Consider the following 12769-nt stretch of genomic DNA (forward strand, 5'->3'; position numbering starts at 1 on the left):
GCGCCGGGGCGTTTTTTGTGCCTCTCACGCGGAACGGAGCGGGGAGTAGCTCGCTGCGGCATCGATAGGCGAAGCCAGCTTCGGCCTAGCGCCCAGCCAGTCGCTCCAGCGCCTCGCCCGAAACCCGCTGGACGGTCCATTCGTCCATCGGCCGTGCACCCATCGCGCGATAGAATTCCACGGCGGGCGTGTTCCAGTCGAGCACCGACCATTCGAACCGAGCCCAGCCCCGGTCGCGCGCGATCCCGGCCAGATGGACCAGCAACGCCTTGCCGACGCCCGCTCCGCGCGCCGCCGGGGTGACGTAGAGGTCCTCCAGATAAAGCCCCTGCCGCCCGGTCCAGGTCGAGAAATTGGCGAAGAACAGCGCGAAGCCGACCGGTTCGCCGTCGCGCTCGGCGATCACCGCCTCCGCCGCCGGTCGCTCGCCGAACAAGGCCGCCGCCAGCATCGGCTCGGTCGCAACGACCGCGTCGGGCTCGCGCTCGAACGCGGCGAGTTCGCGAACGAAGCCCAATATGGTCGCGCTATCGGTGCGTTCCGCCGCCCGGATGGTGATGCTCATAATCCCGCCTCGCTCTGGGGTGCCAATTTGATTTCCGACCCCGGCCGCACCGCGACGACGCACCCCGCGATGATCAGCACCGCCCCGACCAGCGTGAACGGCGACACATGTTCCCCGAACACCATATAGCCCAGGCATGCCGACCAGACGAAGGCGGTATATTCCACCGGCGCCAGGATCTGCGCCTCCGCCCGCGCATAGGCCCAGGCGATCAGCAGCGCCGACAGGCTGCCCAGCGCGGCGGCGATGACGATGGCGGGCCACTGCCCCATGGCAGGCCAACCGGAGGCGAAGGGCGCCGCCGGAGTCATCAGCACGGCGATCACCAGCATGGTGAACAACGCCACCTCCGCCGGTCCCGCGACCTGTGCCTGCCGCCGCAGCAACACCAGGCTGACCGCATAGAGTATCGAGGCGGCGAAGATGGCCAGCGACCCCAGCACCACCTGGGTCGAGGCCTGCGCCTGCACCTCGCCTCCCGCGATCACCAGCACCCCCGTCGCCGCGATCGCCGAACCCCAGATCGCGGCGCGCCTGATCCGCTCACCCAGGGCGACCGCGGCCAGGAACAGTGCGATCAGGGGGGCCAGAAAGGTCAGTGCGACGCTTTGCGCCATCGGCACCCGCGCCAGCCCCCAGAAGAACAAGAGAACCGACGCGCCCCCGGCCGCCCCGCGCGCGATATGAAGTTTCAGCGCGGCACGCCCCGGCCAGCGCCCGCCGCGCGCCAGGAACAGGGCCCCGGTGATCGCCACCCCGACCCAGGACCGCCACAACACCGCGCTATAAGCACCGCTGTCGATCGACAGTTGCTTCATCAGCGTGTCCATCACCGAATAGACGGCGATGCCCAGGGCGGCCGCGCCAAAGGCGATGACGGGGGAGGTCCGAGCACTCATTCCCCACGCGTTACCGGCGCGCAACGGCAAAGGCGAGAGCGCCCTTCCCCGGTTAGCAGGGTCGGGATCGGGCCATCGTCGAAGCCGCCTCGGGATTAAATCGCATGCCGCATCCGTTCGCCCTTGGAAACCGGCACCAGGGGACAAAGGGTATGAAGACGGCTCTGATCGCAAGCGCGGCGACGATCATGTTGGCGGCAGCACCGGCGGGGGCACAGGTCACCGCATCGGTGGGGGCGGACTATGCGGCGGGCAAATATGGCACCGGCCAGCTGGTACGCAGCGCCAGTTCCACCGCGTCCCTGCGGGCCAGGCGCAAGCGGGTGACCGTCTTTGCCGCGCTGCCGGTGGTACAGGTCGATGCGCCGGGCAATGTCGTCGCACCGGGCGGGCCGCTGGGCCTGCCGATCTTCACCGACCCCACCCGACCCGCCACCCGCGTCCGGCGCAGTGGGTTGGGCGATGCGGTGGTCGGCGCGTCGGTCCAACTGGTCGAGCCACGTCCGCATCACCTCGCCCTCGCTCTGACCGGCAGCGCCAAGCTGCCCACCGCCTCGGCCGCGCGCGGGCTCGGCACGGGCAAGGCGGATTATTCGGTGGCGGCGGAAGCGGCGGTGCCAGGAAAGGTCACCCCCTTCGCCGCCGTCGGCCACAGCTTTGTCGGCCAGCCCGACGGCTATGCCTTGCGTGACGTCACCAGCGCTCGCGGCGGCGTTGCCCTGCGCGTCGGCAAGGCCAGCGAGGTCAGCGTGTCGTACAATTACGCGTCACGGGTCAGCGACCAGATTACCGACCGGCAGGAGGTCGGCGCGGGGCTCGACACGGCGCTGTCGCAACGCCTGTCGCTGGGCGTCCAGGGCAGTGCGGGGGTCAGTCGCGGCGCGCCCGATGCCGCCGCGGGCGTTCGGCTGGGGCTGCGGCTGTAATTGCGATCCCACCCCGGCGGAAAGGGCTTCAGCAACCCTGCCGATGTCGTGGCAGGATATGGTCGCGGGTCAACGGAGCGAGCGGCAGGCGTCGGCCTCAGCCGGATCGACCCACAAGGCCTCGGCAATCTCGGCCGCCGGCACCGGATCGTGATCGGTACACAGATGGAAGACGTGCGCATCGACCAAGTGGTCCGGCTCATTGGCCGCCGGTGCCGAAAATCGTCCCAGCAGCCGAAATTCGGAAGGAGCGACGATCAGCCCGATTTCCTCGTGCAGTTCGCGGGCCAGCGCGGCGGCGGGTTCCTCGCCCGGTTCGATCTTGCCGCCCGCCTGCATGAAGAAGCGGCTGCTGGCCTTGCGGACCAGCAGCACGCGTCCCGCTCGATCCTCGATCACGGCGGCGGCAATGCGGATGACGGTCATGCCGGCACCGTAACGGCGCGTCGTCCCCACGCACAAGGGACATCCTGGCTCGCGGGCTGGAACAGGCTACTCCGCCGTGATCGCCGCCTTGGCGACGTCGGCGGCTTCCAGTTCGGCGGCCTTGGCCTCGACCAGCTTGACGATATGGTCGACCATGTCGGCATCCTCGACCGTGTGGTCGGTCAGGCCGGACAGATAGACCATATGCTTGCCGTTACCGCCGCCGGTCACGCCGATATCGGTCTCGCGCGCTTCGCCCGGACCGTTGACGACGCAGCCCAGTACCGACAGCGACATGGGCGTGCGGATATGCTGCAGCCGTTCCTCCAGCACCTGCACGGTGCGGATCACGTCGAAACCCTGCCGCGCGCAGGACGGACAGGATACGACGCGCACGCCGCGATTGCGGATGCCCAGCGCCTTCAGGATTTCGAAGCCGACGCGCACTTCCTCCTCGGGCTCGGCCGAGAGCGAGACGCGGATCGTGTCGCCGATCCCGAACCATAGCAGCGAGCCGATACCGATCGAGGACTTGACCGTTCCGCCGATCAGCCCGCCCGCTTCGGTGATGCCGAGATGCAGCGGGCAGTCGGTCGCCTCGGCCAGCCCCTGATAGGCGGCGACCGCCAGGAAGACGTCGGACGCCTTCACCGCGACCTTATATTCGTGGAAGTCGTGGTCCTGGAGCAGCTTGATATGATCGAGCGCCGATTCGACCAAAGCCTCGGGACAGGGCTCGCCATATTTTTCGAGCAGGTCCTTTTCCAGCGACCCGGCATTGACCCCGATTCGGATCGCACAGCCATTGGCCTTGGCGGCGCGCACCACCTCGGCGACGCGCTCGGACGATCCGATATTGCCAGGATTGATGCGCAGACAGGCCGCGCCCGCATCGGCCGCTTCCAGCGCGCGCTTATAGTGGAAATGGATGTCCGCGACGATCGGCACCCGCGCCGCCTTGATGATCTTGGCCAGCGCGGCGGTCGAATCGGTGTCGGGGCAGGAGACGCGGATGATGTCCGCTCCCGCCTCTTCGCAGCGCCGGATCTGGTTGATCGTGGCGACCGGATCGCTGGTCGGAGTGTTGGTCATGGTCTGCACGGTGACGGGGGCGTCGCCACCCACGGGCACGTTGCCCACCATGATCTGACGGCTTTGGCGGCGGACGATGTCGCGCCAGGGACGAATGGACATGGGCCCTTATATACGCGCTGCGAGTTGCGGTTCAAAGTCAGTGCTGTACCAGACCTTCCAAAATGACCACGACCCCATGACCGCCGCCGCCCCCATCCCCCGCCATTACGGCCTAGACTGGTTGCGCGTCGGCGCCTTCGCCATTCTGATCCTCTATCATATCGGCATGGTGTTCGTGCCCTGGGGGTTCCATGTGCAGCTCGCCCGGCTGCCCTGGGTCGCGATTCCGATGCTGGCGAGCAATCCGTGGCGGCTGATGCTGTTGTTCGTCGTTTCGGGTTACGCCACCCGCGCGCTGGCGGTTCGGCATCCGACGATCCTCAGCTTTGTGCGGGGACGAAGCCTGCGCCTTCTCGTGCCGCTGCTGTTCGGCATCGTGGTGCTGGTGCCGCCGCAAATCTGGGCGGAGCTGGCGAGCAAATATAGCTATCCGGGCTCCTACGCGACCTTCTGGCTGCACGATTGGCTGGGCTTTCGGGCGATCGGCGGCGTGGTGCCGACACCCGCCTGGAATCATCTGTGGTTCGTCGGTTATCTCTGGGCCTATACCATGGCGGTGGCGGCGATGCTGGCGCTGGGCCGTCCCTTTGCGGCGGCGGCGCAGCGCCTGTTCGACCGGGTATTTGGCGGATGGGGCGGCGCGGTGCTGCCGCTAGTCTGGCTGATGCTGGTCGATATTCGCTTCTTCCCCGGCCAGTCGGAGACGCATGCCCTGCTCGGCGATTGGCTGGCCCATGCCATCTATTTTCCCGCATTGCTGTTCGGATTGGGCATGGCGGGGTCGGAGCGGGTGTTGGACAGCTTCCGGCGCGGCTGGGCGGTGGCGGGCCTGATCGCGCTTGCCAGCTATGGCGTGGCGGCGGGGCTGGAATGGCGCTGGCCCGGTCTGGCGGGGGCGCCGCCGGGCTTCGGCATCGTCTTCGCGGGCGCGCGGGCGGTGCAGGGCTGGATGGCGGTCGTCGCGCTAATCGGCATCGCCGAGCGATTCTGGAACCGCGACCATCCGTGGCGGCGGACGCTGACCGAGGCGGTCTTCCCCTTCTATCTGATCCACCAGACGATCATCATCCTCGTCGCCTTCTATCTGCGGCGGTCCGGGCTGCCGCTATGGCTGGACGCGCTGGTGCTGATCGCCGCGACCGTGGCGGGATGCTGGGCCTTCTACCGGATCGGACGCGAGGTGCGCTGGCTTCGTCCGTTGATCGGCCTACGGCCTAGGGTCCGTTGATCGGCCTACGGCCCAGGGCCCGCTGGTCGATCTGGGGCCGGTGGGGGATGGCAGGAAAGCCGCGATCTGATAGGGGCGCGGGGCAATTTCCCCCTTTGGTTTATCGGAGCTTCGTCCATGTCCGCTTGCTGGTCGCTGGTCATCCATGGCGGCGCGGGCCGGATCACGCGCGACGTCCTGGCGCCCGAGCAGGATGCGGGCGCGCGGGCCGGCCTCGACGCCGCGCTGAAGGCCGGGTCGGCGGTGCTGGCGGCGGGCGGCGCCGCGCTGGATGCCGTCGAGGCGGCGGTGCGCGTGCTGGAGGACGACCCGCATTTCAACGCCGGCCGCGGGGCCTGCTTCACCCGGGAAGGCACCAACGAGCTCGACGCCGCGATCATGGACGGGCGCGACCGGCGCGCGGGCTCGGTCGCGGGCATCACCCGCACCCGCAATCCCGTGTCGCTCGCCCGCAAGGTGATGGAGGCCAGCCCGCATGTCCTGCTCGCCGGGGCGGGGGCGGACCGATTCGCGATCGAACAGGGCGTCGAACAGGTCGATCCCGCCTGGTTTCACACCGACGAACGCCGCCGCCAACTCGACGAACTCCTGTCGCGCAACGCCGACGCGTTCGACAGCGACATGAAATATGGCACCGTCGGCGCGGTCGCCTGCGACACCCAGGGCCATGTCGCCGCCGCGACCTCGACCGGCGGCGTGACGGGGAAGCGCTGGGGCCGGATCGGCGATTCGCCGCTGGTCGGAGCCGGAACCTATGCCGACGACCGGGCGTGCGCGGTGTCCTGCACCGGATCGGGCGAGGTCTTCATCCGGGTCGGCGTCGGGCATGAGATCGCGGCACGCCGCCGCTTCACCGGCGACAGCCTCCAGGCCGCCGCCGACTTGGTGCTGGCCGAGGTGAAGGCGCTGGGCGGCACCGGCGGCACTATCCTGGCCGGGCCCGATGGCACGATTGCATGGAGCATGACGACCGCGGGCATGTATCGCGGCCGTGCGACGAGTGGCGGCGAACACAGGGTGGCGATCTACGCCGACGAGGGATAAAACCCGCGCCATGAAGCACTTGCGCCTTTTCGTCGCGATGATCGCGGCGTCGTTCCTCTCCTCCCCCGCCGCCGCCTATTGGGAATTTGGGCATGAGACCGTCGCGGCCATCGCCTGGGCCAATATCACGCCCCATGCGCGCGCCGAGATCCGCCGGATCCTGCGCGCGGAAGGCGAGCTCGACACGCCGACCTGCCCGGTGCGGACGATCGAGGAAGCCAGCGTCTGGCCCGATTGCGTCAAGCCGCTGAAGGACGCGGATGGCAAGTCGCGCTTCGGCTATGCCTATAGCTGGCATTATCAGAATGTGGACATCTGCCAGCCCTTTCGCCTGCCGCCCGCATGCGACACCGGCGATTGCGTATCGGCGCAGATTCCGCGGCAGCTTGCGATCCTGAAGGACAAGCACGGCAGCCCGAAGGACAGGGTGATGGCGCTGGCCTTTCTGGTCCATTTCGTCGGCGACCTTCACCAGCCGCTCCATGCCGGGGATAAGGGCGACAAGGGCGGCAACGATACCCATGTCGATTATGGCGACTATGCGACCGCGCGGCTGAACCTGCATTCGATCTGGGACGGATTGCTGGCCGAGCGGGCGATCTCGACACCCCCTAAATTGGTCCGCGCCTATCCGGCGGCCGAGCGGCGGCGTGAGGCGGCGGGCGGCGTGATGGCCTGGAGCCGCGAGAACTGGGCGGTCGCCAAGCGCGCCTATGCCGCCGCAATGGGCGGCGATCCCTGCCAGCCGACCCCCGCGCATATGAAGATGGATGACGCCGCGATCCGGGCGATGGCCCCGGTCGAGCGCGAGCAGGTGAAGCGGGGCGGGTTGCGGCTGGCGAAGCTGCTGAACCAGGCCTTCAGAGGCTGAACGCCCGACACCCGTTCGCACGGAACGAAGTCGAAGTCCGCGCCCTGGAGCGTGAAGAAAGCGCGTCCCGTGGCCTTCGACTTCGCTCAGGCTGAACGGAATTTTGGGGATGGCCCGCCGGGCGGGCAATCCCTCTGCGCCTCTGCGCGAACCCGAGAAAAAAGGCCCGGCTTCCTTTTGGAAGACCGGGCCTTTTCACATCAGCTCAACACCACCGTCACCGCGCGGCGATTCTGCGCATAGCTGGCTTCGTCCGAACCCAGCGCGATCGGGCGCTCCTTGCCATAGCTGATGACGTTCATTCGGTCCGGCGATACGCCCCGCGCGGCCAGATAGTTCTTGGCAGCGTTCGCACGGCGATCGCCCAGCGCCAGATTATATTCGCGGGTGCCGCGCTCGTCGCAATGCCCCTCGATGGTGAGGCGGACATTGGGATAACGCTGCAACCAGGCGGCCTGGCTGTCCAGGATCGCACGCGCCTCGGGATCGATGTCATATTGGTCGAGCCCGAAATGAACCGTGTTCGACGTCACCGAGCGGCGGAAGTCCGCGTCCGAACCCGGCACGATCGCGCCGTCGGTGCTGGTGTTCGCACCGGCATTGGGGTCGACGCCCGCATTCTGGTCCACCGGCGCGGGCGGCAGCACTTCGGGCCGCTTCTTGGCACAGCCGGCGATCGCGAGCGCCATCGTGGCGACGACGAGCGTGGTCTTGATCTTGGTCACTGGACTATCACTCCCTTTAGGTTCGTTTCGCCCCCGAAACTCTTGCTCGTAAACGCTTACGGTCGCAACGGCCCCCAGGCCGGATCCGATCCGTCGAGCGGCGTCGGAATCCGACGCTCATTCACCCCGGTCAGGTCGACCATCCACACGTCCGCCTTGCCCGACGCGCCTTGCGTCGAACGCTGGAAGGTGATGACGCGGCCATTGGGGGACCAGCTCGGCCCTTCGTCCTGCCAGCTATTGGTCAGCAGCTTTTCGCCGCCGCCCGACGGATTCATGATGCCGATGCGGAACGCCCCGCCCAGCTTGGTGAAGGCGATCAGGTCGCCGCGCGGGCTCCATACCGGCGTTGCATAGCGCCCGCCGCCGAAGCTGATCCGCTGCTGGTTCGACCCATCGGCGTTCATCACGTAGATCTGCTGTCCGCCCGATCGGTCGCTCTCGAACACGATCTTCGCACCGTCGGGGGAATAGCTGCCGCCGGTGTCGATGCCGGGCGCGTTGGTCAGCCGCTGCGGCGTGCCCCCCTGCGCCGAGACGCGATAGATGTCGGTGTTCCCCGCCTGCGCCATCGAGAACAGGATCCAGCGGCCATCGGGCGAGAAGCGCGGCGCGAAGGTCGTCGCGGCATTCTGCACCACCAGTCGCTGGCGACCCGATCCGATGTCATAGACATAGATGGCGGGCCGCTTGTCGATATAGGACATATAGACGATCGACTGCTGGTTCGGCGCGAAGCGGGGGGTCAGCACGATCGACTGGCCGTTGGTCAGGAAGCGATGATTCGCGCCGTCCTGGTCCATGATCGCCAGCCGCTTGATCCGCCGCGCCTTCGGGCCCGTCTCCGAGACATAGGTGACGCGGCTGTCGAAATAGGGGCCTTCGCCGGTCAGCTTGGTATAGATGGTGTCCGCGCATTTATGCGCCGCGCGCCGCCAGTCGGAAGGCGGGACCACGAAACCCTGCCGCGCCAATTCACTGCGCGCCAGCACGTCGTACAGATAGCAACCGACCGTCAGCGTCCCGTCGCCATTGGCGCGGACATAGCCCTGGACCAGCGCCTGGGCGCCGGTGCCGTTCCAATAGTCGAAGGCGGGCGCGGTCACTTCCGGGAAGGACACGGTGCGAAGCTGCGCGGGCGGGACGGGCGTGAACAGCCCCGAATTGCGCAAGTCGTTGGCGATGATCTGCGACAATTGCTGGCCGACCACATCGGTCGTGCCCGCCGCCGTCTGGACCACCGCGCTGGTCGGCATCGCCGGAATGGCGATCGGCATCGGCGCGGAGATGCCGCCCTCGACATCGACGACCAGCCCTTCTTGGCCATTGGCGGGGGCGGTCGCGGGCTGCTGCCCGGCGGGCGGGGCGGCCTGGTCCTGCGGCTGGGGCGCGGGCACGTCCTGTGCACCCACGGCGCTGGCCGCCAGCGCCAGAGTGAGCGGAAGAGTCAGCAGGGAACGGGGCATAAGCATCATCCTCAACCCGGAAGTTTGTAGCGCAGCGTGAAATTGCTCCAGCCGCCCGGTACGTCATAAAGTTCGGTGGGCAGACCACGTAGCGGCGAGCACCCCTTGAAGGTCGCGATCGCCAGCGCGTCGACGCGGTCGACATAGCGTTCATTCTCGCCGTCGACGCCGCTATGCCCCATCACGCGTGGTTCGCCGGCCAGGCTGCCGTCGCGGTTGAGCCGCAAATTCATCGTCACGCGAATCCGCTCCGCGCCCGGCCCCGGCGTTACCTGCCGATTGGCGCAGGGCTGCACCTGCCGGAGAATCGCCGAGGCGATATTGGCGAGCTGCTGTGCGCCGATCTTGGCGGCGGGGGCGGCGGTCGACTTGGACGGCGACGCGTCGGGCGAGAGGCCCTTCAGGAAATTGTCGCCCAGTCGCGATCCGCGCGGCTTGGCGGCCGTCGCAGTCGCGCTGCTGCCGCTACCGCGCGCGGGCGTCGCTGGCCTGGTGGGGGACGGCTTGGCCGCCGACTGGCTGGGCCGGGCAGGCGCGGAGGGCTTGGCCGCCGGAGCCGGTTTGGCGGGCGCAGGCTTGGCCGGTGCCGGTTTCGCAGGCGCGGGCTTCGTCGGCTGGGGCTTGGCCGGTTGCGGCTTGGGCTGTGGCTTTTCCGCGGGCTTCGGGCGCGGTTGCGGCTTGGGTTCCGGCTTGGGCACGGGGCGCGGCTCGGGCTTGGGGGCGGGCGCCGGTTGGGGCTTTGGCCGGGGCTGGGGCTGCGGTTTCGGCTGGGGCGCGGGCGGAGGCGGCGCGGGCTGGGGCTCCGGCTCGGCCTCGACCGGCTCGGGCGGGGCGGCGTCCTCGGGTGCGCCCTCCTCCGGCGCGATCGACTGGGCCGGTTGCTGGTTAGGCGTGGGCGACTCGGCCTCCAGCGCGACATCCTTGACCAGCGAGATGTCGATCGGGGTGACCTTCAGCTTTTCGGGATTCGGTGTCGACAGAAAGCCGACCGACAACAGGCCGAACAGGACGATATGCCCCGCGACCGCAACGGCCAATCCGATCCGCTCGCCACGCTCCATCAGCGGGGGCCCGCCCCCTCGCCAGCACCACCCTCGACCGTCACCAGCGATACGCGGTTGAGACCGGCGCGGTTCAACTCGCCCATCACCCGCATCACCCGGCCATAGTCCAGCGCCCGGTCGGCGCGCAGATAGACTTGCGGCACCTGCCCGTCGGGGCCTTTGCGCGCTGCGATCGCGTCCAGCCGGGCGGGCAGGTCGGCCTCGGTGATCTCATCCTCGTTCAGGTACATCCGCCCCTGTTCGTCGATCGAAATCTGTTCGGGCTTCTGTTCCTGCTCCAGGGCCTTGGCGCGGCTGTCGGGCAGGTTGACCGGCACGCCGGTGGTCAACAGCGGCGCGGTCACCATGAAGATGATCAGCAGCACCAGCATCACGTCGACCAAAGGCGTGACGTTGATGTCCGCCATCGGCGCACGGCGACCCCGGCCGGAGCGGGAGGGAAGGTTCATGGCCATCGCGGCGACCCCTTCAACGCGCCTGATCGAGCTGGCGGCTGAGCGTGGTGTGGAAACCGTCGGCAAAGCGGTTGAGCGATGCCTCGACCCGGTTCACGCTGTGGCTGAAACGGTTATAGGCGATGACCGCCGGGATGGCGGCGAACAGGCCGATGGCGGTGGCGAACAGCGCCTCCGAAATGCCCGGCGCGACGACCGCCAGCGAGGTGTTCTGCGCCTGGGCGATGCCGGTGAAGCTGCGCATGATGCCCCAGACGGTGCCGAACAGCCCGACGAACGGCGCGACCGAGCCGACCGTCGCCAGCACGTTCAGCCGGTCGGACAATTTGTCGATCTCGCCCGCGACCGCCGATCCCATCGCGGTCGCGAGCCGCTCGCGCGTGCCGTCGCGGTCGATATGCCCGCCCGCGGTCGAGCGCCGCCATTCCTGCACGCCCGCCGAGAAGACTCGCGCCGAGGGCAGTTCGCTGTCCTGCTCCATCCGGTGAAAGGCGTCGATATCCTCCGCCTTCCAGAAATCGCGTTCGAACCGGGTCATGCCCTTTTTCGTCCGCGCCAGCTTGCGCGAGAAGGCGACGATGATGGTCCAGGTCCAGATGCTGGCGAGCAGCAGCCCGATCATCACGATCTTCACCACCCAATCGGCGTGGATGAACAGCGCGACGGGCGACAAGGAAGCGGCATCCATGTTGAAGACGGGATTCATGGGTGTTCGGTGTCCCCCTGCCAGACAAGGCGTTGGTAGATGGCGATCCAATCGGCGGGTTGCCGACGCGGGCGACCGTTCCGGCCGACCCAGGCGACGGTCACGCGCGCATCGGTCAGCTTGACCGTGCCGCACCTGACTGTCTGATGAATGACGACGCGAACCGCACTGACTTGGATCAGTCGCGAGGTGACGATCAGGTCGTCGTCGAGCCGCGCCGAGGCGGCGTAGCGGATGGCGATGTCGGTGACGGCATAGGCGCCCTGCCCCGCCTCGTGCGCGGCACGCTGGTCGATCCCGGCCACGCGCAGCATATCCGAGCGGGCGCGCTCCATGTAGCGGAGATAATTGGCGTGATAGACCACGCCCGACAGGTCGGTATCCTCGAAATAGACGCGCACCGCGAAGCGATGCTCATGCCCCTCGAAGCGGCCGCCGATCGGCTGGTCTTCTCCCGTCACCGTCATGGTGCATGCCCGTTAACCTATCCGTTCGGGGGAAGAAAGGCACTTGCGCGCCTGTTACCTACAGGTTACATGATACCTATAGGTTACAGGAGGTCGTCATGAATCTGGTGGAAAAGGCCGAGCGGAAGACCCGAGACCGGGCGATCGTCTTCTACCTTTTGGCGCTTTGCCTATTGATGCCGGCCATGACGTCTCCCCAGCATCTCGATGGCGCTTCCACCCGCCTCATTCCCTGGTTCGTCATGGTCGGTGCCGCCGCGCTCAACCTGACGAGCGCGCCCTTCCGGCTCTGGAAATGGAACGGCATGGCGGCCCTGCTCAATGACGAGACGACCCGCGATCACCGACGGTCGAGCCTTGCCGCCGGTTTTTGGGCGATGCTGCTAGCCTCTGCCCTGACGATCTCGGTGGCCACATTCCAGCCTGTCGACGCGATCATGACGGGCCGCATCGTCATCACCGCCGGGTTGATGGCCGCGCTGATCGCCTTCGCCACGCTGGAACTGCGCGCCAGCCGATGAACGAGACGCTGGGCAACGACCTGAAGGCCGCGCGCGAATCGGCGGGACTGACCCAGGGCGCGCTCGCCGAGGTGATCGGGGTCAGCCGCAAGACGATCAACACCGTGGAAAACGGCGTCTTTCAACCCTCGACCCTGCTCGCGCTCAAGCTGGCGCGGGCATTGGGCCGATCGGTCGAATCGCTGTTCTGGATCGAGGGATGATCCGGCCGT

16 protein-coding genes are annotated in these 12769 nt (G+C 67.7%); 6 read left to right on the plus strand and 10 right to left on the minus strand.

Features of this window, described 5'->3' with window-relative positions; translation table 11 throughout:
- Window positions 1-85 precede the first annotated feature (85 nt).
- Window positions 86-565: an N-acetyltransferase family protein gene (locus ACWPWT_RS03530; protein WP_454278593.1), complete on the minus strand. Its 480-nt coding sequence runs from the start codon at window positions 563-565 to the stop codon at window positions 86-88.
- Window positions 562-1464, minus strand: a complete 903-nt coding sequence (locus ACWPWT_RS03535) for a DMT family transporter (protein WP_454278594.1) — start codon at window positions 1462-1464, stop codon at window positions 562-564. The genes ACWPWT_RS03530 and ACWPWT_RS03535 overlap by 4 nt, the downstream gene beginning before the upstream one ends.
- Window positions 1465-1616: 152 nt before the next feature.
- On the opposite strand from ACWPWT_RS03535, the gene ACWPWT_RS03540 reads away from it, so the two are divergent.
- On the plus strand, window positions 1617-2390 hold the full coding sequence (locus tag ACWPWT_RS03540; protein WP_261268259.1) for a transporter: 774 nt from the start codon (window positions 1617-1619) through the stop codon (window positions 2388-2390).
- A gap of 69 nt (window positions 2391-2459) precedes the next feature.
- Here the strand turns inward: ACWPWT_RS03540 and ACWPWT_RS03545 are convergent, their stop codons facing one another.
- The gene (locus ACWPWT_RS03545) at window positions 2460-2816 is read right to left on the minus strand and encodes an NUDIX hydrolase (protein ID WP_454278595.1); all 357 of its coding nucleotides are present in this window, start codon (window positions 2814-2816) and stop codon (window positions 2460-2462) included.
- Between the two features lie 66 nt (window positions 2817-2882).
- On the minus strand, window positions 2883-4010 hold the full coding sequence (gene ispG / locus ACWPWT_RS03550; RefSeq protein ID WP_454278596.1) for a flavodoxin-dependent (E)-4-hydroxy-3-methylbut-2-enyl-diphosphate synthase: 1128 nt from the start codon (window positions 4008-4010) through the stop codon (window positions 2883-2885).
- A 76-nt stretch (window positions 4011-4086) separates the two neighbouring features.
- On the opposite strand from ispG, the gene ACWPWT_RS03555 reads away from it, so the two are divergent.
- From ACWPWT_RS03555 to ACWPWT_RS03565, 3 genes are all read left to right on the plus strand, one after another.
- Window positions 4087-5238, plus strand: a complete 1152-nt coding sequence (locus ACWPWT_RS03555; RefSeq protein ID WP_454278597.1) for an acyltransferase family protein — start codon at window positions 4087-4089, stop codon at window positions 5236-5238.
- Between the two features lie 117 nt (window positions 5239-5355).
- The gene (locus ACWPWT_RS03560) at window positions 5356-6282 is read left to right on the plus strand and encodes an isoaspartyl peptidase/L-asparaginase family protein (RefSeq protein WP_454278598.1); all 927 of its coding nucleotides are present in this window, start codon (window positions 5356-5358) and stop codon (window positions 6280-6282) included.
- A gap of 10 nt (window positions 6283-6292) precedes the next feature.
- A complete protein-coding gene (locus tag ACWPWT_RS03565) occupies window positions 6293-7153 on the plus strand; it encodes a S1/P1 nuclease (RefSeq protein WP_454278599.1) in 861 nt (286 codons plus the stop codon).
- 200 nt (window positions 7154-7353) lie between these two features.
- On the opposite strand, the gene pal is transcribed toward ACWPWT_RS03565, so the two are convergent.
- From pal to ACWPWT_RS03595, 6 genes are read right to left on the minus strand one after another with little or no spacing between them, the layout of a single operon-like run.
- Entirely contained in the window at window positions 7354-7878 is a 525-nt protein-coding gene (gene pal, locus ACWPWT_RS03570; protein WP_261268264.1) for a peptidoglycan-associated lipoprotein Pal, read from the minus strand.
- Window positions 7879-7934: 56 nt separating this feature from the next.
- Entirely contained in the window at window positions 7935-9344 is a 1410-nt protein-coding gene (gene tolB, locus ACWPWT_RS03575; RefSeq protein ID WP_454278600.1) for a Tol-Pal system beta propeller repeat protein TolB, read from the minus strand.
- 11 nt (window positions 9345-9355) lie between these two features.
- Entirely contained in the window at window positions 9356-10405 is a 1050-nt protein-coding gene (locus tag ACWPWT_RS03580) for a cell envelope integrity protein TolA (RefSeq protein ID WP_454278601.1), read from the minus strand.
- Entirely contained in the window at window positions 10405-10863 is a 459-nt protein-coding gene (gene tolR, locus ACWPWT_RS03585) for a protein TolR (RefSeq protein ID WP_454278602.1), read from the minus strand. The genes ACWPWT_RS03580 and tolR overlap by 1 nt, the downstream gene beginning before the upstream one ends.
- A gap of 13 nt (window positions 10864-10876) precedes the next feature.
- Window positions 10877-11569, minus strand: a complete 693-nt coding sequence (gene tolQ / locus ACWPWT_RS03590; RefSeq protein ID WP_261268268.1) for a protein TolQ — start codon at window positions 11567-11569, stop codon at window positions 10877-10879.
- A complete protein-coding gene (locus ACWPWT_RS03595) occupies window positions 11566-12036 on the minus strand; it encodes a YbgC/FadM family acyl-CoA thioesterase (RefSeq protein ID WP_261268269.1) in 471 nt (156 codons plus the stop codon). The genes tolQ and ACWPWT_RS03595 overlap by 4 nt, the downstream gene beginning before the upstream one ends.
- 98 nt (window positions 12037-12134) lie before the next feature.
- Between ACWPWT_RS03595 and ACWPWT_RS03600 the strand changes: the two genes are divergently transcribed.
- Together ACWPWT_RS03600 and ACWPWT_RS03605 are read left to right on the plus strand one after the other, a co-directional pair.
- On the plus strand, window positions 12135-12557 hold the full coding sequence (locus ACWPWT_RS03600; RefSeq protein ID WP_454278603.1) for a hypothetical protein: 423 nt from the start codon (window positions 12135-12137) through the stop codon (window positions 12555-12557).
- On the plus strand, window positions 12554-12760 hold the full coding sequence (locus ACWPWT_RS03605) for a helix-turn-helix transcriptional regulator (protein ID WP_454278604.1): 207 nt from the start codon (window positions 12554-12556) through the stop codon (window positions 12758-12760). Before ACWPWT_RS03600 ends, ACWPWT_RS03605 begins: the two co-directional genes overlap by 4 nt.
- The last annotated feature ends 9 nt before the right edge of the window (window positions 12761-12769 follow it).

The sequence above is a fragment of the Sphingomonas sp. Marseille-Q8236 genome, assembly GCF_965112005.1.

Excerpts from the sequence above, each read along its gene's own strand:
- ACWPWT_RS03530 (WP_454278593.1), bottom strand. The coding sequence starts at position 565 with ATGAGCATCACCATCCGGGCGGCGGAACGCACCGATAGCGCGACCATA.
- ACWPWT_RS03535 (WP_454278594.1), bottom strand. The coding sequence starts at position 1,464 with ATGAGTGCTCGGACCTCCCCCGTCATCGCCTTTGGCGCGGCCGCCCTG.
- ACWPWT_RS03540 (WP_261268259.1), top strand. The coding sequence starts at position 1,617 with ATGAAGACGGCTCTGATCGCAAGCGCGGCGACGATCATGTTGGCGGCA.
- ACWPWT_RS03545 (WP_454278595.1), bottom strand. The coding sequence starts at position 2,816 with ATGACCGTCATCCGCATTGCCGCCGCCGTGATCGAGGATCGAGCGGGA.
- ispG (WP_454278596.1), bottom strand. The coding sequence starts at position 4,010 with ATGTCCATTCGTCCCTGGCGCGACATCGTCCGCCGCCAAAGCCGTCAG.
- ACWPWT_RS03555 (WP_454278597.1), top strand. The coding sequence starts at position 4,087 with ATGACCGCCGCCGCCCCCATCCCCCGCCATTACGGCCTAGACTGGTTG.
- ACWPWT_RS03560 (WP_454278598.1), top strand. The coding sequence starts at position 5,356 with ATGTCCGCTTGCTGGTCGCTGGTCATCCATGGCGGCGCGGGCCGGATC.
- ACWPWT_RS03565 (WP_454278599.1), top strand. The coding sequence starts at position 6,293 with ATGAAGCACTTGCGCCTTTTCGTCGCGATGATCGCGGCGTCGTTCCTC.
- tolB (WP_454278600.1), bottom strand. The coding sequence starts at position 9,344 with ATGCCCCGTTCCCTGCTGACTCTTCCGCTCACTCTGGCGCTGGCGGCC.
- ACWPWT_RS03580 (WP_454278601.1), bottom strand. The coding sequence starts at position 10,405 with ATGGAGCGTGGCGAGCGGATCGGATTGGCCGTTGCGGTCGCGGGGCAT.
- tolR (WP_454278602.1), bottom strand. The coding sequence starts at position 10,863 with ATGGCCATGAACCTTCCCTCCCGCTCCGGCCGGGGTCGCCGTGCGCCG.
- tolQ (WP_261268268.1), bottom strand. The coding sequence starts at position 11,569 with ATGAATCCCGTCTTCAACATGGATGCCGCTTCCTTGTCGCCCGTCGCG.
- ACWPWT_RS03595 (WP_261268269.1), bottom strand. The coding sequence starts at position 12,036 with ATGACGGTGACGGGAGAAGACCAGCCGATCGGCGGCCGCTTCGAGGGG.
- ACWPWT_RS03600 (WP_454278603.1), top strand. The coding sequence starts at position 12,135 with ATGAATCTGGTGGAAAAGGCCGAGCGGAAGACCCGAGACCGGGCGATC.
- ACWPWT_RS03605 (WP_454278604.1), top strand. The coding sequence starts at position 12,554 with ATGAACGAGACGCTGGGCAACGACCTGAAGGCCGCGCGCGAATCGGCG.